Source organism: Gordonia sp. IEGM753 (genome assembly GCF_050321825.1).
GTDB lineage: Bacteria > Pseudomonadota > Gammaproteobacteria > Pseudomonadales > Pseudomonadaceae > Aquipseudomonas.
The window spans coordinates 281,052-300,878 of record NZ_JBNQGB010000002.1; the positions used below are offsets into that span (position 1 = coordinate 281,052).

Below are 19,827 nucleotides of genomic sequence, written 5' to 3' on the forward strand. Positions count from 1 at the left end.
TCAACAGAAAAAACCACTTTAAACTGAGGCCTCGTTCAAACCACTTCGAGATCAAACATCATGAAAATTCTGTTGATAGGCGCAGGCGGCACCATCGGTTTGGCTGTGGATAAAGAGCTATCCCAGCGTCACGAGGTCATTCGTATCGGCCGCACCAGCGGTGATTTTCACGTGGATATCAGCGACAGTGCATCGATTCGCAAGCTGTTCGAGCAAACCGGAAAATTCGATGCGCTGGTCTGCGCTGCGGGTAACGTGACCTTCGCGCCGCTGCCGGAAATGACCGAAGACAGCTTCGCGCTAGGCTTGAAAGACAAGCTGATGGGGCAGGTCAATTTGCTGCTGATCGGCCGCGAGTTTGCCAACGACGGTGCGTCTTTCACCTTCACCACCGGTGTACTCAGCCACGACCCGATTCGCACCGGTGCGTCGGCGGCACTGGTTAACGGCGCACTGGACAGCTTCGTCCGTGCAGCGGCTATCGAATTGCCTCGCGGTCTGCGCGTTAACTCGATCAGCCCCACCGTGCTGCTCGAGGCCATGGGCAGCTACGCGCCGTACTTCCGTGGCTACAAGCCAGTTCCCGCAGCGGATGTGGCATTGGCCTACGCCAAAAGTGTCGAAGGCTTGCAAACTGGCCAGACCTTTCATGTGGGCTGAGCCCTTGTGATGAGCGGTCAGGCTGCGTAACGTGGCGGCACTTGTCTGGAGACCCAACGATGCGTGCTGCCCGCTCCCTGATTCTTGTTGCCCTGCTTCCGCTGTTCGCCGCCTGCCAGTTACTCGATGGCCCACGTCAAAGCGCCTCGCACGTGGGTCAAACCCGCATGCAGGGCCAATTGACCGCAGCAGACGGCAAGTTGCTGTTTCAGCCATGCAATGAACAGCGCAGTTTCGTCGTCAACGACACGGGGGGCACCAGCGTCCTGCAAGAGGCCGCCACGCTTGCCGACGATCAGGGCAAGCTGTTTGCCGATGTTCGCGGGCGTATTGTGACCAGTGGCGCCGAAAGCCGCCTCGATCTGGAACAGCTTTACCGAGTCGAGCGTTCGGGCACAGCCTGTGATGATCAAAACTTCAAACAGCTGATACTGCGTGCTGCCGGCCATGGCCCGGAGTGGAACGTCAAAGTCAGCGGCAAGGGCATGGTCATCGAACGTGACGGTCAGCCGCCCCTCGCCGTACCTTATGTTGAAGAGCAACTGGGCGACGGACGCTTCAATCTCAGCACCGAAGCTAATAATCAGCGCATTGAATTGTGGGTCGCGCCGCAACGTTGCGTCGACAGCTCCAACGGCAGCGTGCAGCACATGAGCGCGGAGTTACGCATCAACGGCCAGGTTCAGCGCGGTTGCGGGTATTTCGGCGGCTCGCGCGACGACTGATCGTTTTAGCCTCACGGAATTCGTTCTTTGGGGCTTATAATCACCGGTTACACACGCCCTGGCGCAGTTGTGCGCCCCGCGAACCGGATCCCGTCATGTTACGAATCACCGAACTCAAGCTGCCGATCGACCATCCCGAAGAAGACCTGCGCCCTGCCATCGTGCAGCGCTTGGGCATCGCCAGTGATGACCTGCTCGATTTCACCTTGTTCAAGCGCAGCTACGATGCGCGCAAGAAATCCTCTGAATTGTGCTTTATCTACACCATCGACCTCGCGCTGCGCGATGAGCCGTCGGTGCTGCACAAGTTCGCCGATGACCGTAACGTCAACGTCGCACCAGACGTCAGCTACAAAGTGGTGGGCCAGGCGCCAGCCGACTTGGCGCAACGGCCGGTTGTAGTCGGTTTTGGTCCGTGCGGCATTTTCGCCGGATTGTTGCTGGCGCAGATGGGGTTCAAACCGATCATCCTCGAGCGCGGCACCGAAGTGCGCCAGCGCACCAAAGACACGTGGGGCCTGTGGCGCAAAAGCGTACTCAATCCGGAATCCAACGTGCAGTTCGGCGAAGGTGGTGCGGGGACGTTCTCTGACGGCAAGCTTTACAGCCAGATCAAAGACCCGAAATTCATCGGTCGAAAAGTACTGCACGAGTTTGTGAAGGCCGGTGCGCCGGATGAAATCCTCTACGTCAGCAAACCGCACATCGGTACGTTCCGTCTGACCGGCGTCGTGGAAAACATGCGCGAGCAAATCAGTGCGCTGGGCGGCGAAGTGCGCTTCCAGCAGCGGGTTACTGATGTGTTGATCGAGGACGGCCAATTGGTCGGTGTCGAACTCGATGGCGGCGAACAGATTCATTCCAGGCACGTGATTCTTGCTTTGGGCCACAGCGCTCGGGACACGTTCCGCATGCTGCACGGGCGCGGTGTGTTCATGGAGGCCAAGCCATTCTCGGTGGGCTTCCGGATTGAACATCCGCAGTCACTGATCGACCGCGCGCGCCTGGGCAAGTATGCCGGCCACCCGAAACTCGGGGCGGCCGACTACAAACTGGTGCACCACGCCAAAAACGGCCGTTCGGTCTACAGCTTCTGCATGTGCCCGGGCGGTACCGTGGTAGCGGCGACTTCCGAACCGGGCCGCGTGGTCACCAACGGCATGAGCCAGTACTCGCGTAACGAACGTAACGCCAACTCCGGCATCGTCGTTGGCATCACGCCAGAAGTTGATTATCCGGGCGGCCCACTGGCCGGAATCGAACTTCAGGAACGCCTGGAGTCCCACGCCTTTGTGCTGGGCGGCAGCAACTACGAAGCACCGGCGCAACTGGTCGGCGATTTCATTGCCGGCAAACCGTCCACCGAACTGGGCAGTGTCGAACCGTCCTACAAACCGGGGGTTGCATTGGGTGATCTTGCGCTGGCCTTGCCAGCGTTCGCCATCGAGGCCATTCGCGAAGCCCTGCCCGCCTTCGAGAAACAGATTCGAGGCTACTCGCTGCACGACGCGGTATTGACCGGAATTGAAACCCGCACCTCATCGCCGCTGCGGATTACCCGCAACGAGTCGATGCAAAGTTTGAACGTGAAAGGCTTGTTCCCTGCGGGTGAAGGCGCAGGTTACGCGGGCGGGATTCTGTCGGCGGGTGTAGATGGTATTCGCATTGCCGAGGCAGTGGCTCGGGACATTCTTGGCCTCGAGGCCTGACCTGAGTTGCCTGTGGTAGCGGGCTTGCTCGCGAAAACGGTGTCACATTCAATAGCAATGCTGACTGATCTACCGCTTTCGCGAGCAAGCCCGCTCTCACATCTGCTCTTCTTTGCGTCAGATATTGGCGCGCAGTACAGTTGTCGGCAGCGGCTCTCCCCGTTCTGCGCTGGCAGCAACGGCCGCCATCAATCCGCTTAATTCGTAGCCTTGGGCCTTGAGCCAATCCTGATTGTAATAACTGGTTTCGTAACGTTCCCCGCCATCGCACAGAATCGCCACGATTGAACCAGCCTCGCCCTGCGCCGCCATTTGCTGCGCAGCCATCAGTGCGCCAATCAAATTAGTCCCGCTCGAACCTCCGACCTTGCGCCCTAAATGCTGAGCCAGGTAATGCATGGCCGCCAATGACAAAGCGTCTGGCACCTTGACCATCGCATCAATCACCTTCGGCAGGAATGACGCTTCAACGCGTGGCCGGCCAATCCCTTCGATGCGCGAACCATGATTCAGGCGCAGGCTGGCATCGCCGGTCTGGTAATAGTCGAAAAACACCGAACGCTCGGCATCTGCGCACAGCACGCGAGTGCAATGTTGGCGATAACGCACGTAGCGACCAAGGGTTGCGGTCGTGCCACCGGTACCAGGGCTGGAAATCAGCCAACTCGGCTCTGGGTGCTTTTCGAAGCGCATTTGCTGGAAGATCGATTCAGCGATGTTGTTGTTGGCTCGCCAATCGGTCGCACGCTCGGCATAGGTGAACTGGTCGATAAAATGACCGTCGTGTTCACGCGCCAAGCGCTCGGACTCGGCGTAAATCTGCGTCGGATCGTCAACCAGATGACTCCTGCCACCGTAAAACGCGATCTGCGCGATCTTTTCCTGGGAGGTGCTGGCCGGCATCACCGCAATGAATGGCAACCCCAATAGGCGCGCAAAATATGCCTCGGAAATCGCTGTCGAACCACTGGACGCCTCGATCACCGGCGCACCTGGCTTGAGCCAGCCGTTACACAGCGCGTACAAAAACAACGAGCGTGCCAGTCGATGTTTCAAGCTGCCAGTGGGGTGACTGGACTCATCCTTGAAATACAACTCGACGCCCGGATACCCCGGCAAAGGCAGGGGGATCAGGTGGGTATCAGCGCTGCGCTGAAAGTCGGCTTCGATGATCCGGATGGCTTCGCGAGCCCACTGTCGGTTGTCGCTCATGATGATGTTCCCGTTGGATCGGACAAGTGTGGCCTCGTTACAAAGCCTTAGCCCACAAGCTTAGGAAATATCCTATATCCCGCACAGGTACAGCTGCGGTTCAATAAGCTCACCAACTGCTAGGCTGCATTCCAGCCACGGCATATTCTCGGCAACCCTATATAACAAAAAAGAATATAACTTTTGTTTTAACAACTAACGGTACGGGTTAGGGTGTGCCACCTTTTTGATAATCCGATGGAGAGCGACCTTGCCTCTGCGTAGCACTTTCACTCGTTTCTTCCAGCTGGAAGCCGCTAGCGGCCTGCTGTTGATTGCCGCTGCCGTACTGGCCTTGATTATCAACAACTCTCCCCTTTCATGGCTTTACAACGCGTTCCTGGAGACCCCCGTCGTGGCGCAGATAGGTGCGCTGCAAATTGCCAAACCGGCACTCCTGTGGATCAACGACGGCCTTATGGCGTTATTCTTCCTGCTGATCGGCCTGGAAGTGAAACGCGAAGTTCTCGACGGTCAGCTGTCGAAACCATCACAGATTATTCTGCCAGGCGCAGCCGCGATTGGCGGCATGGTGGTGCCCGCGTTTATCTACTGGTTCATCAACCGCCATGACACCGCAGCATTGGCTGGCTGGGCCATTCCAATGGCTACCGACATCGCTTTCGCGCTTGGCGTATTGGCTTTGCTAGGTAAGCGCGTGCCGGTGTCGCTGAAGCTGTTTTTGATGACCCTCGCGATCATCGACGACCTGGGCGCCATCATCGTCATTGCCATCTTCTACTCCGGCGCGTTGTCGACCATGGCGCTGGCACTGGCCGGTGCCTGTATCGTGGCGCTGATCACGATGAACAGGCTCGGAGTGGTCAAGCTCGGGGCGTACCTGGTCGTCGGCTTGATCCTTTGGGTGTGCGTACTCAAGAGCGGTGTGCACGCGACACTGGCCGGTGTGACGCTGGCGTTTTGCATTCCTTTGCGCACAAAAAACGCCGAGCCTTCGCCGCTGCTGACCCTCGAACATGCGCTGCACCCGTGGGTGGCCTACGGCATCTTGCCGCTGTTTGCCTTCGCCAACGCCGGCCTGTCCCTGACCGGTGTGACTGCGGAACACTTCACCCACCATGTTCCGATGGGAATCGCTGCAGGTCTGCTGTTGGGTAAAACCGTCGGCGTGTTCGGCCTCACTTGGCTCGCAGTAAAAACCGGCATCGCCGCTTTGCCACAAGGCGCCAATTGGCCCCAAGTATTGGGCGTGTCGATCCTCTGCGGCATCGGCTTCACCATGAGCCTGTTTGTCGGCTCGCTGGCCTTCGAGCCAGGGGTCAGCGAATACGCCGGTGAAGACCGTATGGGTATTTTGACCGGCTCTATATTCGCGGCACTTATCGGGTATGCGGTGACGGCGATGGCAAGTCGCAAGAAAACGGTGCTGCAATCGGCCTAACTTCATGGGTGCCCGTGCCCATCCTTAGCAGCCCGTAAAAACCAGAAAACCCCGACCAGTCGCCTGATCGGGGTTTTCTTTTAAGCGCTTTTCCGCTTAGTGCGAAACGCGGCTCGTGCCACCAACGGTGGAGATACGAACCCGCTCACCGACGCGGAATACTTCGTTTTCCTGAACCTGTTGCACGTAGGCGCGCATGCTGCCGTCGTCTTCGCGAACGGTGATTTCAACGCCTTGGGTACGGGTCAGGCCTTCTTCAGTGGCCGAGCCGATCAAGCCGCCAGCAACGGCGCCGATGACCGCTGCGACGATACTGCCGCGACCGCCGCCGATGGCGCTGCCGCCGACACCACCAACCGCAGCACCGGCGATACCGCCGATAGGGGTTTTGGTGCCTTCGATCTTGACCGGGCGCAGAGATTCGATGGTACCCATGCGAATCGTCTGCACACGACGCGCTTCGTCACGGGAGTAGGAATCACCGGTCAAACTCGATTGGCAGCCAGTGAGCAACATCGCCATGGTGGAAAAGGAAGCAACCAGCAGAACAGACTTACGCATAGCATCAACTCCAAAGGACAGGTATTCATTTAACTCCGCAGCTTGACGCCTGTCACGGCATCGCCCGGATAAAATTGGTTTGATTCAGGCCCGGTACAGGGGCAAATACGAACTCACCACACAGTAGCGGCAAATGAGCGGATGTGCGCCGTTAACCAAGGATTTTCATGGATTACTTCATCATTGTCGTTACCACTGTCGCCGGTTTGTACTTCCATTGGTGGTTGTACGTGCGGATCAAACGCTGGATGGACCGTGATTTGGCATTGGCACTAGCGGCAGGTGACGAGCCTAAAAAAGCCTACATGCTGCAGCAGTTGGCCGACGCTCAAGCACAGAAAATCAGGCGTCGGGACCTGCCTCAATGGCTGGAAGCCGCTGCGGCAGGTTATCCCGGTCGGTAGACTACTCAGGGTGCCAGACGTTCAAGAATCCAGTTGGCGCCCTGCAAACGATAGTTGAGGCGGTCGTGCAGCCGGCTCGGACGGCCCTGCCAGAACTCGATTCGCTCCGGCAGCAAGCGATAGCCGCCCCAATGATCGGGGCAGTGCGGTTGGGTGTCACTGAAGCGTTGCTCAGTGTCCTTCAACAACGCTTCCAGTTCTGCACGGTCAGCGATCACCCGGCTTTGCGGTGAAGCCCAGGCACCGAGGCGGCTGCCCAGCGGACGCACTTGATAATAGGCGTCTGATTCTTCGGGCGTCACTTTCACTACCCGACCTTCAATACGCACCTGACGCTCCAGGCTTGGCCAGAAGAAGGTCATGGCCGCGAACGGATTCGCGGCCAAGTGCTGGCCTTTAGCACTCTCGTAGTTGGTGAAGAACGTGAAGCCGTGCTCGTCCAGGCCCTTGAGCAGCAGAATGCGGCAATGCGGCCGACCTTCGTCATCGACTGTCGCCAGGGTCATGGCATTAGCCTCCACCGGCGGTTGCTCGGTTTTCACCGCGTCGGCAAACCACTGGTGAAACAGTCCGAACGGCTCGGCCGGAGCTTGCGCCTCGGTCAAACCATCACGGGTGTAATCGCGACGCATATCAGCCAGGCCCTGGGTCATGGCGCATTCCTTTTGGTTAACGAATTACTGCTTGGTAGCGTCCGCGGCAACGACTTTCTTGTCGGGGGTTGCCGCTTTGGCCGGTACGGTCTTTTTCGCCGGAGTTGCTGGTTTGGCAGGTGTCTTTTTGGCGGGTGCCTTGGCAGCAGCTTTTTTGACAGGGGCTTTTTTCGCTGCCGGAGCAGCAGCTTTCTTGACCGCTGGAGCAGGCGTAACTGGCGCGACCGCTGGCTTGACGTCTTGCACGGCCAACATGCGCACAGGTGCCGGAGCTGGCATGTTGTACTTGCTGAGTAACGCAACCATGGTGTTTTGCGGGGTTACCAGCAGCTCGACCCGACGGTTCAAGGCACGGCCTTCAACACTGTCATTTGCCGCACGCGGCGCATCGCCACCCATGCCGCGCAACATCAGGCGATCACGTTGCAGACCGCTGAGGCGGAAGATAGCCGCGACGGCTTGTGCGCGCTCCTGGCTCAGTTTCACGTTGGCCGGTGCGGCGCCCGAGGTGTCGCTGTGACCCAGCACCAACACCGCAGTCGATGGATCGACTTCAAGGATTTTCGCAACGCGGCTGAACGGCCCCAGGGTCACCGGCAGCAGCATGGCAGGACGATCCGGGTTGAACGAGCCCTCAACCGGCGCGATCACTACCAAAACATTGTCACGGCGTTCGAGTTGCAGGTTGCTGTCCTTGATTGCGGTACGCAGGCGAGGCTCATAATCGTCGAGCCAGGCTTGAGTGACTTTAGGGTCAGGCATCGGCACAGCTTTAGCGGTGCTTTGCTCTTTCCCACCAAACGGCCACCACCACTTGCCCCCGGCATCGGCTTCAGCCTTCGCAACTTCTACCGGTTTGGCGGCCGGCTTCACTTCTGGTTTGGCAGCGGTTTTGTCCGCGGCGTCATCAGAGCCGAACGGCCAATACCAATGGCTGGCGCTCTCGGTCTTGGCGACTGGCGCGGCGACAGCAGGTTTCAATGGTGCCGGTGCTTGGGCTGGGTCTTTCGCGGCGACTTTGTCAGAAGAACCAAACGGCCACCAGCTGCCGCCATCTGCGTCATTTTGAGGAGTCTGTGCGCAGCCGGTAATAGCGAAGCACAGGGCCAAAGCGAAGGTTTTATTGGATGACATTGGATATCCGCAACATTAAGTAATGAAAAACATGACCGGATTGGCCCGCATAAACAGACGATTTGAAACTGAAAAGGCTATCGGGTTCCGGCACTGGAGCCCTCGAGCGAGATTTACAGACAAGCGGCCAGTACTCGCACAAGCTTTTGTGCGCGCGGATCCATCAAGACGTACGGCCCTAAGGTATTTGTCACAAAACCGAAAGCAACATCGTGTTCTGGGTCAGCAAAACCGATGGAGCCACCGGCACCGGGATGGCCAAACGCTCGTGGGCCGAGGCCATACGTCGCATTAGGGACATCGGGTTGATCGAGCATGCACCCCAGACCGAAACGGGTCCGGGTCAATAAAGTCTTGTCTTCGCCAATGCTGTGTTCACGGGTCAGCTCATTGAGCATCTCGCTTTCCAGCAGGCTGCCATCCAGCAGACCGGCGTAGAACCCGGCGAGGCTGCGCGCGTTACCGTGGCCGTTGGCGGCTGGCTGCTGCATGCGCCGCCATTCGGGCTTGTTGGTGCTGGTGAGCACCGACGGCGGATTAGTGAAAGCGCGAGTGGTCATGGCCGTCGGTTCGCGCAGAGTGACCTGCAACAACCGCTGGGCCGCAGCATCCCCAATATTGCCTTTGCCGCGCGCAATGTGTGCTACGCGGTAGAACTCTTCATCGGCCAGACCTACGTGAAAATCCAGGCCCAAGGGTTTGGCCACCCGCGCCACGATCGACTCGCCCGGCCCACGACCATCGGCGCGACGCAGCAGTTCGCCCACCAGCCAGCCGTAAGTGATCGCCGCGTAACCGTGCCCTTCGCCCGGCGTCCACCACGGTGCTTCGGCGGCAAGCGCATCGACCATCGTTTGCCATTCATACAGTGCTTGCGGCGGCAGTAACTCACGCAGCGCTGGCAGTCCTGCCTGATGGCAGAGCAAGTGGCGCAGGGTTACGGATTCTTTACCGGCAGCGGCGAACTCGGGCCAGTAGCGGGCAACCGGTGCGTCCAGTTGCAGCTTGCCTTCGGCCACCAACTGCAGCGCCGTGACGGCCGTGAAGGTCTTGGTGCAGGAGAAAAGATTGGCGATGGTGTCGCTGTGCCAGGCCTCGCTGCCATCCTTGTCCGCAGTCCCGGCCCAGAGATCGACCACGGTTTCGCCGCCAACCTGGATGCACAACGCAGCGCCGCGCTCTTGGGGATCGTCGAACAGCGCCGCGAAAGCCTCGCGTACCGCTTCGAATTTAAGTTCGTAATGACCCTGAATCTGCACCCGCAACTCCCCCGGATTGACGCTTTACAAAGTGGCCCGCATTGTTCCAGCCATTGACGGTTTTGGGAACAGGTGCGGGCCGGGCGGTAAAATTCGACTTCAAGGATCGGGGCTGTTAATGCCCGTTACCGGAGTGTCCGCCGGCATGGCCAGCGCCCTGCCCCGCGCCTTTGCCTGCGTCGCCTTTTCTACCACCTTCGGTTTCGTGCTCCTGACCAGCGGCTTTATCCGCCTCGGTCCTGACTTTCTCGGTTTCTTTGCCGAGTTGATCGACGGCGGCCAGATTGCTCTTGCGCACGCTGTCCACGAAACCCTGGAACGGCAGGTCGGTGATACCCACCAAGCCGAAGTGACCATTCTCACCATCCAGCAAACGCCCCGTCACAGGCTGGTCCAGATACTGGAACCAGTGCACTCCGACAATGGACGGCTCGTTCATCGCTTGCTTGAGAAAATTGGCGTACGCCGGGCCACGATCTTCCTCTTTGGCCAGTTGCGTCACGCCGCCCCAGAACGGTCCGCGGTCTGCAGAGCCGAAATTGAACTCGGTAATCAATACGGGTTTGTCGAGGCTGCGCAGCTTGGCGAAATCGTAGCCGGCCTGAGGTTGCAGCGTGTACATGTTGAAGCTCAACACATCGCAATACTGGGCGCAGGACTCAACGGCTTCCGGGGTACTGATCGCAAAACGGCCGCCCAGCAACAACTGGTTCGGTGCATGCCACTTGAGCGAATCGGAAATGGTTTTGAAATAAGTGTCGGCAAACACCTTTTGGAAGTATTTGAAGTCCGCTTCGATTTCGGGGTGTTCGGGATTCGGCAATGGCGGGACGAAACCCGGGTCTTCCATCAACTCCCACGCTGGCAAATCAATGCCCCAGGCTTTGGACAGGCCTGCCTGGTTGCGATATTTGTCCCGCAGCTGCTTGAGAAATGCTCGTTTGGCCGGCACATCGGTGGTCATTTTCAAGGTGCCGTAAGCAAGCGCGTAGCGGGATTTTGGATCGTCTCCCGGCCCGGCCCACGCCAGTTCGTTGTCGGCGTAATAGCCGATAAGCCAAGGGTCATCGCGATGATCACGGGCTGCAATAGCTACGGCACGCTCGGTGGCCATGGCAAAACGCGGGTCAAACGGATCGGGCATGCCGCCCCACCAATCGGTGCCGGTGCTGATGCTGGTGTAATCACCGACAATCGATAAAGGCAAGGTATAAGGCACACGGTCCGCGTCGCCCAAGGTCGGCGCGCTCCAGTTGCCAATGGTGTTGAAGCCCCAGGCTTGCAGTCGATCCAAGGTCTGGGTAGCCCAGCGTTTTTCATCAAATGCTGGTGCGGTGCAGGGCGCCACGGCAGGTTGCCCGGCTGTTTGCGCATCCGCTTTTGCCGCTTCGGCAACACCTGCTTTGGTTTCGCTGGACGGCACACAAGGCTCACCGTAGAGGCGCTGCAGATTGGCGCCATAGAAGTCGTACCAACGGCCGGCGTTGTACCCTCGTCCCTGATCGGCACCGTTACCGCCACGGTTGTCGCCCTCGCCGTAGTGGCTGGCCAGCGGCTCATCCGCTTTGGGCAAGGATTCGAACATCCATTCGCGACCGGCGATGTAGGTCTGGCTGACGTCCGGGCTGACGGTGTTAACACCCAGCGAGTAGAACGGGTGCCCTTCAGGTGTTACCAGGTACCAGCGACCGTCACGTTTCTCGGTGCGGAAAAAACCGCTGGCCTTGAATGCTGGCCCTTTGTTCAGGCCTCCAAACTTGTCCAGCGGTGTTTTCTCACGCTCGGCGAGCCAGGCTTTCAGTTGCTGCTGTTCTTTGCTTGCCGCCGCTTTGAGTTGCTCGTCGCTGCTGACCTTTTCCGGCCATTTGGCCCGGGTCGACTGGCCGTAAGCGTCTACCAGGCCGCCATAAGCTGCTTTGGTGACGGCTTCACCGTCCTGCACTCCAAAGCGCTCCAGCAAAATGCTCTGGGCCACTTTAGGCTGATCCATCGACAAGCTCACCGACACCACCTGGCTGCGGTCAAGTTCACCGGCACTGCTGGCCAACAAGACGCGCTGACCTTCAAAGTTCATCGGCATTGGCGGGCCGGCCTTCATGCCTTGGCTCAACGGCGTGCTCGGTTGCAGCGGCACCAGCAGCGTTTGTGCCGGGCCGGCCGGTAAATCGACGCGGCTGATCAGGGTCTTGCCGTCGTTGCTCTGTATTTTGACGTACAGGGTGACAGCCCAGTTCATCGCGCACTGCACCCGCAGGGACATCACGCCTGACTGTGACCAATCCCACGCTCCGGTTTGCGGCGTCAGGCGCAGCGTTGGTTGCGCGACCGGGTTGAAAGTCACACGACGCAATACTTCGCCTTCAGGCGTTTGCTCTGCATTGGATTGCGGCAGGCTGGCGTCCTGGGTGGCTATCTGCACCACGTCCGCAGGTCGGACAAAGTTGAATAGCGTCTGTTGGCCGGCCGGAGCCGCCAGCAAAGGGGCTGAGAACATCAGGGCAAAAACGGCAGGCAGCGAACGGCGGATCATAAGAACGAGGTTCTCCCTAGCGACCAACAATGGCCTGTGGAAAAGCAATAGCAGAGAGATAGACAACGCAGTGGGCACATTTACCCACTGGTGTATCAGGAAATTTCACGACGAAATGGAGGCAGTGCATTGAGGATCGCCTTGCCGTAGCGCTGGGTAACCAGGCGCCGGTCAAGCAGGGTGATGGTGCCGCGATCCTCTTCCGTACGCAGCAATCGACCGCAGGCCTGAACCAGTTTCAGCGAAGCGTCCGGTACCGAGATTTCCATGAACGGATTGCCGCCGCGCGCCTCGATCCATTCAGCCAGGGCCGCTTCAACTGGATCATCGGGCACCGAGAACGGGATTTTGGCGATTACCACGTGCTCGCAGTAAGCGCCAGGCAAGTCGACACCTTCGGCGAAACTCGCCAGGCCGAACAGCACACTCGAATCCCCGCCATCGACGCGGGCCTTGTGTTTGTTAAGGGTCTCCTGTTTCGACAGGTTGCCTTGAATGAACACTTGCTTGCGCCAATCACGGTCGAGGCCATCGAACACGTCCTGCATCTGTTTGCGCGAAGAGAACAGCACCAACGTGCCACGCGAACCTTCAACCAGTTGCGGCAAATCGCGGATGATCGCGGCGGTGTGCGCCGGCGCATCACGCGGATCGGCCTTCAGGTCGGGCACTCTCAGCACACCGGCGTCGGCGTGATGGAACGGGCTAGGCACCACGGCGGTCACGGCTTTTTTGGGCAAACCGGCACGCATCCGGAAACGGTCGAACGTGCCCAGCGCAGTCAGGGTGGCGGAAGTCACGAGCGCGCCGTAGGCCACATTCCATAGATTGCGCCGCAGCATTTCAGCGGCCAGGATCGGGCTGGCATTGACCTCAATGTCGAACAACGAGCCGCTTTCAGCCAGTGTCAGCCACCGAGCCATGGGCGGATTGTCTTCCGGGTCTTCAACGGTGAACGCCGTCCACAACTCCCAATTGCCCTGCGAGCGTGACAACAGGCTGCCGAACAGCGGATACCACTCTTCAGCCTGATTGCTGGCGATACCGATATTGACCTCGCCGTCCATGCCCTCTTTGAGCAATTCGGTAAGCCTTGTGAAGACGTCCGTGAGGCGGGCGAAACCCTTTTTCAACTCGACGCCCATTTCACGCATGTGGTCGGGAATGACCCCGCCCACGAAGCGATGACGCGGACGTTCGCGACCTTCGACGTCTTCACCCGGTTTGAAATCGGCAACCTGTTCACACGCGGTGAACATGAACTGCTGCTGGGTTTTTATCTCGCGCGCCAACTCTGGCACCTGCTCGATCAACTTGCCCAGGTCGCCCGGCAGTGGATGCTGGGCCAACAATTTGGTGAGGTTTTTGGCGGTGGTTTCCAGCCAGTCGGCGGTAGAGCGCAGGCGCGTGTAGTGCGCGAAGTGGCCGATGGCCTTGTCCGGCAGGTGATGACCTTCGTCGAACACGTAAATGGTATCGCGTGGGTCCGGCAGCACGGCGCCGCCGCCCAACGCCAGATCAGCCAGGACCATGTCGTGGTTGGTGACGATGACGTCGACCTTGCCCATGCCTTCGCGGGCCTTGTAGAAGGCGCACTGGCCGAAGTTGGGGCAATGACGGTTGGTACATTGACTGTGATCGGTGGTCAGGCGCGCCCAGTCAACATCTTCGAGTGCGGTGGACCAACTGTCGCGGTCGCCATCCCATTTATTGCCGGCAAGCTTTTCGATCATGCTGGTGAACAGCTTCTGACTGGCCTCATCGACCTCGATCTTGAAGCCTTCTTCTTCGAACAACTGTGCAGTCGCGGTTTGCGCGTGGCCTTCCTGCAACAACATATCGAGCTTTGAAAGACACAGGTAGCGCCCGCGCCCTTTTGCCAGTGCAAAGCTGAAGTTCAGCCCGCTGTTGCGCATCAGGTCAGGTAAATCCTTGTAGACGATCTGTTCCTGCAAGGCCACGGTAGCCGTGGCGATCACCAGACGTTTGCCAGCCGCCTTCGCGGTAGGGATCGCCGCCAGACTGTAGGCCACGGTTTTACCGGTACCGGTGCCGGCTTCCACCGCAACAATCGCGGGGTCGCCACTGCGCCGGCCTTCGTCATCGGTGTCGATGTCACCAAGGACTTTGGCAATCTCGGCGATCATCAGGCGTTGGCCGTAGCGCGGCTTGAGGCTCTTGGCTTCAAGAAAACGCGTGTAGGCGCCCTGGATCGTGGTTTTGAGTTCGGTGCTGATCATGGATTGTCGGGCGCAAAAAACGCTGGATAAATTTTCAGTGGTTCGGATCGGCCGCTATCATACCCCGCTAATTAATCCCGCGCAGAACGGAGTACCTCAATGATAACTTTTGGCATCGTTTACAGCCTGCATGTCCTCTCGGCCCTGGTATGGGTCGGCGGCATGTTTTTCGCCTGGATGGTGTTGCGGCCTGCGGCGATGAAGGCGCTGGAAGGCCCCGCCCGATTGAAACTGTGGGTAGAGGTGTTCCAAGGATTTTTTCGCTGGGTCTGGATTGCGGTGGTGCTGCTGCCGATCAGCGGCGTGGGCATGATTCACCTGCAATACAGCGGTTTTGAAGCGGCGCCACGTTATGTGCAAGTCATGATGGGGTTGTATGTGGTGATGACAGCGCTGTTCATCCGGATTCAGGCGCTGCTGCTACCGGAGTTGCGAACAGCCGTGACCGCGCAGGATTGGCCGGCGGGTGCGGCTGTGCTCGGGAAGATTCGGCGATTGGTGGGGATCAATCTGATTGTCGGGCTGGTATTGGTGGCGATTGCCGCAGCACGGCCGATGTTTTAATAAGCTTCGCGGGCAAGCCCGCGAAGGCAATTGATCGAACGGTGCGCGTATCAAAAGCAGCTTACAAGCGCTGGACAGTCACCGCACCGTCAGCTCCGGCAGGGCCTGGCTGGCCGTCAGCACCGGGACGGCCGTTCTTGCCGCCATCGGTTTCATACACGAAACAACCTTTGGCTTTCCCACCAGCGCCGGGTTTGCCACCCGGTCCCGCGGCGCCGCCGACACCGCCGGCAACCTGCACTTTTATCTGTTCGACCGGATAATCGCGCGGCACTTCCAGTCTGACGATGGCACCGGGCGCTCCCGGTTGGCCATCGCTGCCATTACTGCCGTCGGCACCGCGTCCGGCCTGGCCCCACGTGCATCCAGGCGCTTGGCCGTTAGCGCCATCAAGGCCGAAAAATCCTGGCGCACCCGCGCCTCCGCGAGCATCGACCAACAACAACGGCGCGTTCAGCGCCTTGATTTGCACGTTCAGATTACGCCCCGAGCGCGCAGCTTTCAGGTACGTACCCGGCGCGCCACGTGCAGTAATCTGACTGCCTTGCGACAATTGCGCACGACTGACCTTCAATTGCAGCGGCTGCTCACCCGGCACAATGGCGATGCGCGCTTCGCGGCCAAGGTGCAACTCACCAACGGTGACTTCGGTGACGTTCGAGGGAATCAGCAAGGTGCCGTAGTCGGCGACTTCCAGCCGTTCCAGCTGCAATGTGCTGGCAGTATTGGGCAAACGCATGAGGGAGTTGGTTTCGACACTCACGACTTGAGCGCAGGCCAATGGGCTGATAAATGCAGCAAGCAGACAGAGTTTACGCATGGGACGCCTTCGGTACGGTCGGGGCCGGGATGGTTTGCAGGTGGAAAACGCCGAAAAAAAGAATCTTCAGGCGATCACGCCAAGGATGGGCGCGACCCTGGAGGCTGCGGTTGCAAAGCACCACTTCCAGAAGATGAATAATCGCCAGCACGCCGCCGGCCAGAGTGACCAACAGGTTCAGTGGATGAATAAACGGCACAAGCACATTAACCAGCACCACCGCCCAAAACGACAGGGTCAGCAGCTTTCCCAGCCCCCAAAACACCTTCATATGCGCCCCCGTGGATAATTATTCTTTGGGCGCACAGTAACGGCTTCCACGCGGGATAAGCCAGAGGGGAACAAAAAATTCTTCTGAATGGCCGTCGGAGCGACGATTAATATCGTCCGACGGCTCTATCACAGGGCTCAGCGATTGATGTGCAGTTCCACGCGACGGTTTTGCGCACGCCCCTCTTCCGTCTCGTTATCGGCCACTGGCTGACTTTCGCCCTTGCCTTCACTGGTCAATTTGTTCGCAGCAAGGCCCTGGCTCAAGAGGTACGCCGCCACGCTGCTGGCGCGGCGTTCCGACAACGCCTGGTTGTACGCATCCGAGCCTTTGCTGTCGGTATGGCCAATGACCTTGATGCTGACCACGTCGGCGTTCTGCAGCTTGGCCATCAACCCATCCAGCTGACTGCGAGCGGCGGGGGTCAGGTCGGACTTGTCGAAGGCAAACAATACGTTGCCGGCATCGCTCAGCGTGATGACTTCGGTTTGGGCAGGTTCAGGTTCGGCAGGTTTCACGCTGGCCGGGTATTGCGGCAGTGGGCAACCTCGATGGTCGACAGGCGTATTGGGAGGCGTATCTGGACAGCGATCACGACGGTCGAAAACGCCATCGCCATCCTCATCGCCATCTTGGGCATAACAGATCAAGCCACCGGTCAATATCCCCAACGCCGCGCCGCCAGCCGCCCAACCACCACTTTCGATAGCGCCCAGGCCGCCACCGACCAAGCCGCCGATAACGCTGCAGATTGGCCAGGTACGCTGATTCAAGGGGGCAGTGCCATCGCTGTGGGTAGCGCAACCGGTCAACAGGCTGCCAAGCAACAGAACCGGTAAGACGGTCCTTGCGATAATGCTCATTGTGAAAGCTCCTGTGTCACCGGCCCATACCGGTTACACAGGAGTAAAGACCCGCATCCGCGACTGCACAAGCCGCGGAGCGTATGGGGTTTAGCGGTTGATTTTGATTTCTGTACGACGGTTCATCGCGCGTCCTTCTGCGGTTTTGTTATCCGCTACCGGCTGGCTCTCACCTGCGCCAGTCACAGACACGAAGCTGCTACGCGGTACGCCATCCTTGATCAGGTATTCCACCACCGAATGTGCACGTTTATCCGATAGCTTCTGATTGTAGGCATCGCTGCCCACACTGTCGGTATGACCGGTGACAGTCAGTTGCGCCGTGGAAGACTCCTGCTTCAGGCGAGTGGCAATCTTGTCGAGTACTTCTTTGTCGGAAGGCGTGAGCGTGGCTTTGTCGAACTGGAAGTGAACATCGCGAATAACGATGGTTTCTTCCTTGACCACAACGGCCTCTTCGACCACTGCCGCAGGCACTGGTGGAGGGCAACCATCGGCGTCTACCTGCACACCCTTAGGTGTGTGCGGGCACTTGTCGCGGCTATCCGGCACACCATCGCCATCTTCGTCGCCATCGCCGTGAACCCAGCAATAGGCTGCGGCCGTACCGCCCACTACCAACGCACCGTACCCGGCCCACGCCGAGCTTTCGGTCGCGCCGAGACCTGCACCCACTACACCACCGACCGCCGCACAGGTCGGCCAGTCGGTTTTTTGCAAACCTGCGCAACCAGTTAACACACTGGTTAGCAGAACCAAGGGTAATGCTGTCCGAACTATGCTCATCTAGTTTTCTCCTGAGGGATCGGCTTAGAACCGATTCAGGGAGTAAAGACCGGAGTTTTAATCTCCGCCAGCAATAGGCCATTGCAGTTTTATCCAGTGTTCATGGTCAATCGCCACTTTTGCGGCAAACCGCCTCTAGGCCCGGACGTTTGAGCAGGCTAGTCTTGGCGCTCTGACTGAGGATCTTCGATGATTGCAGGTATTTCTTCGCGCACACCGCAACAGGCATTGGCCGCTTTGCTTGAGCTGTACGCCCCATCGCGTCTATTGCTGATCGGGGCCAGTGAGTTTCCGGCGCTTGAGGCATTCAAACTCGCCCACCCGGACACCAGCATCTCGTTGGCAGCACCTGGAGCGCTGCCTGCTGAATTGGCGGCACGTCGATTCGATCTGGCGCTGGTTGTGGATTGCCTCGAACATTTGCCCAAGCGTGACGGCCTGAACTTGCTGGGCGGCATTCGTAACCTCAACGCGAGTCGTATCGCGGTGCTGGCAGATTTGCCGGCCAGCGGCTGGCAAGAAACCGATTTCTTTTCACTGGCCCTGCAAGCGAGCGAACGGTTCCAGCGCGACGATCAAGTGCTGACCCTGTTTACCTACGATCTGCTTGACTACAAACAAGTACCCGACTGGCTCAATTCAAGGTTTTGGGCCAATCCGGAAAACTTCGGGAAATATTGGTGGTAACGCAATGAGTACATCTATTTGCCCCTGTGGCAGCGGCAATCTGCTGGATGCCTGCTGCGGTCACTACCATGCCGGCCAGCCAGCGCCTTGCGCCACAGCGCTGATGCGCTCGCGCTACAGCGCCTATGTGCTGGGTCTGGTCGATTATCTGGTGGCGACTACCCTGCCGGCGCAACAGAACGGTCTTGATCGCCAGTCCATCAGTAACTGGAGCGCGCAAAGCACCTGGCTGGGCCTTGAGGTGGAAAGCTCCGAAGTCTTTGGCGGTCAGCCGGAACACGCGTTCGTAACATTCACCGCACGCTGGCATGACGGCACCGGCGAACACAGCCACCGCGAGCGTTCATCGTTCGTGCAAAACAGCGGGCATTGGTACTTCATCGACCCCACGGTACAACTCAAGGCCGGACGCAACGACGCCTGCCCTTGCGCCAGCGGTCAAAAGTTCAAGAAATGCTGCGCCGGTTATTTCGGTAACTGAGGCTGCGATTTTTTAGGACTAGACTGGGGCTCAAGGGAGAAACATCACCATGACCACCCAGCGACGCGCAGCACACGTCCTCACCCTGTTCCTGTTTTTAGGGCTCGGCGGCTGTGCGTCGTGGTTCGGCGATGACGAGCCCGACCCGCAGGTGCATCTGGTCAAGGTCGAAGTGGTTCGGGCGAAACTGCTGGAGCAGAAATTCCTGCTGCATTTTCGCGTCGACAACCCCAACGACAGCGACCTGACGGTGCGCGCCCTCGAATACCGCATCCACTTGGGCGACATGCTGTTGACCGAGGGCGAGCACGAACACTGGTTTACCGTGGGCCCCAAACGCAGCGCTTATTTCAAAGTGCCCATCCGCACCAACCTGTGGCCGCAGGTCCGTGATCTGGTGAAACTGCTGAAACACCCCGACCGGCCCGTTCCCTATCGTCTGGAAGGTGAACTGGAAACCGGTATATTCATCGCGCACTACGTGCACCTGGAGCGTAATGGCGTGATAATCCCCGCCGATTTAATTCCGGAGTAAACCGAATGACCCAGCAACCTCACGTCCATGGCCCTGACTGCGCCCACGATCATGACCATCAAGAACAGCATGATCACGACCACGACCACGGCCATGTCCACGGCCCAAATTGCGGTCACGCTCATCAAGAGCCCGTGCGCAACGCGCTGAAAGATGTCGGCCGCAACGACCCTTGCCCATGCGGCAACGGCAAGAAATTCAAGAAGTGCCACGGCGCTTGATGCTTCGGGCGATGTTCAGCTTCGCCTGTTGAATTGTCTTCGCGAGCAAGCCCGCTCCCACAGGTTTTCCT

The 19,827-nt window shown here is 58.9% G+C and carries 21 protein-coding genes; 10 read left to right on the top strand and 11 right to left on the bottom strand.

The window, feature by feature from the left end; all coding sequences use genetic code 11:
• The first annotated feature begins 60 nt into the window (after window positions 1–60).
• The 3 genes from ACQR3R_RS14195 to ACQR3R_RS14205 all read left to right on the top strand — a co-directional run bounded on the left by ACQR3R_RS14195 (window position 61) and on the right by ACQR3R_RS14205 (window position 3,094).
• Complete coding sequence (locus tag ACQR3R_RS14195) at window positions 61–660, top strand: short chain dehydrogenase (protein ID WP_428272929.1); 600 nt, start codon at window positions 61–63, stop codon at window positions 658–660.
• A 59-nt stretch (window positions 661–719) separates the two neighbouring features.
• Window positions 720–1,385, top strand: coding sequence for a COG3650 family protein (locus ACQR3R_RS14200; protein WP_428272930.1), 666 nt, complete (start codon window positions 720–722; stop codon window positions 1,383–1,385).
• 95 nt (window positions 1,386–1,480) lie between these two features.
• Entirely contained in the window at window positions 1,481–3,094 is a 1,614-nt protein-coding gene (locus ACQR3R_RS14205) for an FAD-dependent protein (protein ID WP_428272931.1), read from the top strand.
• Between the two features lie 117 nt (window positions 3,095–3,211).
• On the opposite strand, the gene ACQR3R_RS14210 is transcribed toward ACQR3R_RS14205, so the two are convergent.
• Window positions 3,212–4,306, bottom strand: a complete 1,095-nt coding sequence (locus ACQR3R_RS14210) for a pyridoxal-phosphate dependent enzyme (protein ID WP_428272932.1) — start codon at window positions 4,304–4,306, stop codon at window positions 3,212–3,214.
• A gap of 250 nt (window positions 4,307–4,556) precedes the next feature.
• Here ACQR3R_RS14210 and nhaA point away from each other — a divergent pair, with 250 nt between their 5' ends.
• Window positions 4,557–5,747 (top strand): Na+/H+ antiporter NhaA, encoded by a 1,191-nt coding sequence (gene nhaA / locus ACQR3R_RS14215; RefSeq protein WP_428272933.1) that lies wholly within the window; start codon window positions 4,557–4,559, stop codon window positions 5,745–5,747.
• Between the two features lie 96 nt (window positions 5,748–5,843).
• On the opposite strand, the gene ACQR3R_RS14220 is transcribed toward nhaA, so the two are convergent.
• Window positions 5,844–6,308, bottom strand: a complete 465-nt coding sequence (locus ACQR3R_RS14220) for an outer membrane lipoprotein (RefSeq protein WP_213937447.1) — start codon at window positions 6,306–6,308, stop codon at window positions 5,844–5,846.
• Between the two features lie 167 nt (window positions 6,309–6,475).
• Here ACQR3R_RS14220 and ACQR3R_RS14225 point away from each other — a divergent pair, with 167 nt between their 5' ends.
• Window positions 6,476–6,712, top strand: coding sequence for a hypothetical protein (locus tag ACQR3R_RS14225; RefSeq protein WP_428272934.1), 237 nt, complete (start codon window positions 6,476–6,478; stop codon window positions 6,710–6,712).
• Window positions 6,713–6,717: 5 nt separating this feature from the next.
• On the opposite strand, the gene pdxH is transcribed toward ACQR3R_RS14225, so the two are convergent.
• From pdxH to dinG, 5 genes are all read right to left on the bottom strand, one after another.
• The gene (gene pdxH / locus ACQR3R_RS14230; protein WP_428272935.1) at window positions 6,718–7,365 is read right to left on the bottom strand and encodes a pyridoxamine 5'-phosphate oxidase; all 648 of its coding nucleotides are present in this window, start codon (window positions 7,363–7,365) and stop codon (window positions 6,718–6,720) included.
• Window positions 7,366–7,389: 24 nt separating this feature from the next.
• Window positions 7,390–8,499, bottom strand: a complete 1,110-nt coding sequence (locus ACQR3R_RS14235; RefSeq protein WP_428272936.1) for an OmpA family protein — start codon at window positions 8,497–8,499, stop codon at window positions 7,390–7,392.
• Between the two features lie 113 nt (window positions 8,500–8,612).
• A complete protein-coding gene (locus tag ACQR3R_RS14240; RefSeq protein WP_428272937.1) occupies window positions 8,613–9,758 on the bottom strand; it encodes a serine hydrolase in 1,146 nt (381 codons plus the stop codon).
• Window positions 9,759–9,873: 115 nt separating this feature from the next.
• Complete coding sequence (locus tag ACQR3R_RS14245; RefSeq protein WP_428272938.1) at window positions 9,874–12,288, bottom strand: beta-galactosidase; 2,415 nt, start codon at window positions 12,286–12,288, stop codon at window positions 9,874–9,876.
• A 95-nt stretch (window positions 12,289–12,383) separates the two neighbouring features.
• Window positions 12,384–14,528 (bottom strand): ATP-dependent DNA helicase DinG, encoded by a 2,145-nt coding sequence (gene dinG, locus ACQR3R_RS14250; RefSeq protein ID WP_428272939.1) that lies wholly within the window; start codon window positions 14,526–14,528, stop codon window positions 12,384–12,386.
• A gap of 99 nt (window positions 14,529–14,627) precedes the next feature.
• On the opposite strand from dinG, the gene ACQR3R_RS14255 reads away from it, so the two are divergent.
• On the top strand, window positions 14,628–15,092 hold the full coding sequence (locus tag ACQR3R_RS14255) for a CopD family protein (RefSeq protein WP_428272940.1): 465 nt from the start codon (window positions 14,628–14,630) through the stop codon (window positions 15,090–15,092).
• 61 nt (window positions 15,093–15,153) lie between these two features.
• On the opposite strand, the gene ACQR3R_RS14260 is transcribed toward ACQR3R_RS14255, so the two are convergent.
• The 4 genes from ACQR3R_RS14260 to ACQR3R_RS14275 form a co-directional block, all read right to left on the bottom strand.
• Window positions 15,154–15,912, bottom strand: a complete 759-nt coding sequence (locus ACQR3R_RS14260) for a hypothetical protein (RefSeq protein ID WP_428272941.1) — start codon at window positions 15,910–15,912, stop codon at window positions 15,154–15,156.
• Window positions 15,905–16,183, bottom strand: a complete 279-nt coding sequence (locus ACQR3R_RS14265) for a DUF1145 domain-containing protein (RefSeq protein ID WP_428272942.1) — start codon at window positions 16,181–16,183, stop codon at window positions 15,905–15,907. The genes ACQR3R_RS14260 and ACQR3R_RS14265 overlap by 8 nt, the downstream gene beginning before the upstream one ends.
• Before the next feature lie 137 nt (window positions 16,184–16,320).
• The gene (locus ACQR3R_RS14270; protein WP_428272943.1) at window positions 16,321–17,046 is read right to left on the bottom strand and encodes a PA1041 family peptidoglycan-binding anchor lipoprotein; all 726 of its coding nucleotides are present in this window, start codon (window positions 17,044–17,046) and stop codon (window positions 16,321–16,323) included.
• Window positions 17,047–17,136: 90 nt separating this feature from the next.
• On the bottom strand, window positions 17,137–17,832 hold the full coding sequence (locus ACQR3R_RS14275) for a PA1041 family peptidoglycan-binding anchor lipoprotein (protein ID WP_428272944.1): 696 nt from the start codon (window positions 17,830–17,832) through the stop codon (window positions 17,137–17,139).
• A 189-nt stretch (window positions 17,833–18,021) separates the two neighbouring features.
• Between ACQR3R_RS14275 and ACQR3R_RS14280 the strand changes: the two genes are divergently transcribed.
• From ACQR3R_RS14280 to ACQR3R_RS14295, 4 genes are read left to right on the top strand one after another with little or no spacing between them, the layout of a single operon-like run.
• A complete protein-coding gene (locus ACQR3R_RS14280; protein ID WP_428272945.1) occupies window positions 18,022–18,519 on the top strand; it encodes a DUF6231 family protein in 498 nt (165 codons plus the stop codon).
• A gap of 4 nt (window positions 18,520–18,523) precedes the next feature.
• Window positions 18,524–19,000: a YchJ family protein gene (locus tag ACQR3R_RS14285; protein WP_428272946.1), complete on the top strand. Its 477-nt coding sequence runs from the start codon at window positions 18,524–18,526 to the stop codon at window positions 18,998–19,000.
• 49 nt (window positions 19,001–19,049) lie between these two features.
• A complete protein-coding gene (locus ACQR3R_RS14290; protein WP_428272947.1) occupies window positions 19,050–19,535 on the top strand; it encodes an LEA type 2 family protein in 486 nt (161 codons plus the stop codon).
• Window positions 19,536–19,540: 5 nt separating this feature from the next.
• Window positions 19,541–19,756 carry an SEC-C metal-binding domain-containing protein gene (locus ACQR3R_RS14295; RefSeq protein ID WP_428272948.1) on the top strand — a complete coding sequence of 72 codons (216 nt, stop codon included), beginning with the start codon at window positions 19,541–19,543 and terminating at the stop codon, window positions 19,754–19,756.
• The last annotated feature ends 71 nt before the right edge of the window (window positions 19,757–19,827 follow it).

Bases quoted from the DNA above. Each gene is read 5' to 3' on its own strand.
- ACQR3R_RS14195 (WP_428272929.1), top strand. From the start codon at position 61: ATGAAAATTCTGTTGATAGGCGCAGGCGGCACCATCGGTTTGGCTGTG.
- ACQR3R_RS14200 (WP_428272930.1), top strand. From the start codon at position 720: ATGCGTGCTGCCCGCTCCCTGATTCTTGTTGCCCTGCTTCCGCTGTTC.
- ACQR3R_RS14205 (WP_428272931.1), top strand. From the start codon at position 1,481: ATGTTACGAATCACCGAACTCAAGCTGCCGATCGACCATCCCGAAGAA.
- ACQR3R_RS14210 (WP_428272932.1), bottom strand. From the start codon at position 4,306: ATGAGCGACAACCGACAGTGGGCTCGCGAAGCCATCCGGATCATCGAA.
- ACQR3R_RS14220 (WP_213937447.1), bottom strand. From the start codon at position 6,308: ATGCGTAAGTCTGTTCTGCTGGTTGCTTCCTTTTCCACCATGGCGATG.
- ACQR3R_RS14225 (WP_428272934.1), top strand. From the start codon at position 6,476: ATGGATTACTTCATCATTGTCGTTACCACTGTCGCCGGTTTGTACTTC.
- pdxH (WP_428272935.1), bottom strand. From the start codon at position 7,365: ATGACCCAGGGCCTGGCTGATATGCGTCGCGATTACACCCGTGATGGT.
- ACQR3R_RS14235 (WP_428272936.1), bottom strand. From the start codon at position 8,499: ATGTCATCCAATAAAACCTTCGCTTTGGCCCTGTGCTTCGCTATTACC.
- ACQR3R_RS14245 (WP_428272938.1), bottom strand. From the start codon at position 12,288: ATGATCCGCCGTTCGCTGCCTGCCGTTTTTGCCCTGATGTTCTCAGCC.
- dinG (WP_428272939.1), bottom strand. From the start codon at position 14,528: ATGATCAGCACCGAACTCAAAACCACGATCCAGGGCGCCTACACGCGT.
- ACQR3R_RS14255 (WP_428272940.1), top strand. From the start codon at position 14,628: ATGATAACTTTTGGCATCGTTTACAGCCTGCATGTCCTCTCGGCCCTG.
- ACQR3R_RS14260 (WP_428272941.1), bottom strand. From the start codon at position 15,912: ATGCGTAAACTCTGTCTGCTTGCTGCATTTATCAGCCCATTGGCCTGC.
- ACQR3R_RS14265 (WP_428272942.1), bottom strand. From the start codon at position 16,183: ATGAAGGTGTTTTGGGGGCTGGGAAAGCTGCTGACCCTGTCGTTTTGG.
- ACQR3R_RS14270 (WP_428272943.1), bottom strand. From the start codon at position 17,046: ATGAGCATTATCGCAAGGACCGTCTTACCGGTTCTGTTGCTTGGCAGC.
- ACQR3R_RS14275 (WP_428272944.1), bottom strand. From the start codon at position 17,832: ATGAGCATAGTTCGGACAGCATTACCCTTGGTTCTGCTAACCAGTGTG.
- ACQR3R_RS14280 (WP_428272945.1), top strand. From the start codon at position 18,022: ATGATTGCAGGTATTTCTTCGCGCACACCGCAACAGGCATTGGCCGCT.
- ACQR3R_RS14285 (WP_428272946.1), top strand. From the start codon at position 18,524: ATGAGTACATCTATTTGCCCCTGTGGCAGCGGCAATCTGCTGGATGCC.
- ACQR3R_RS14290 (WP_428272947.1), top strand. From the start codon at position 19,050: ATGACCACCCAGCGACGCGCAGCACACGTCCTCACCCTGTTCCTGTTT.
- ACQR3R_RS14295 (WP_428272948.1), top strand. From the start codon at position 19,541: ATGACCCAGCAACCTCACGTCCATGGCCCTGACTGCGCCCACGATCAT.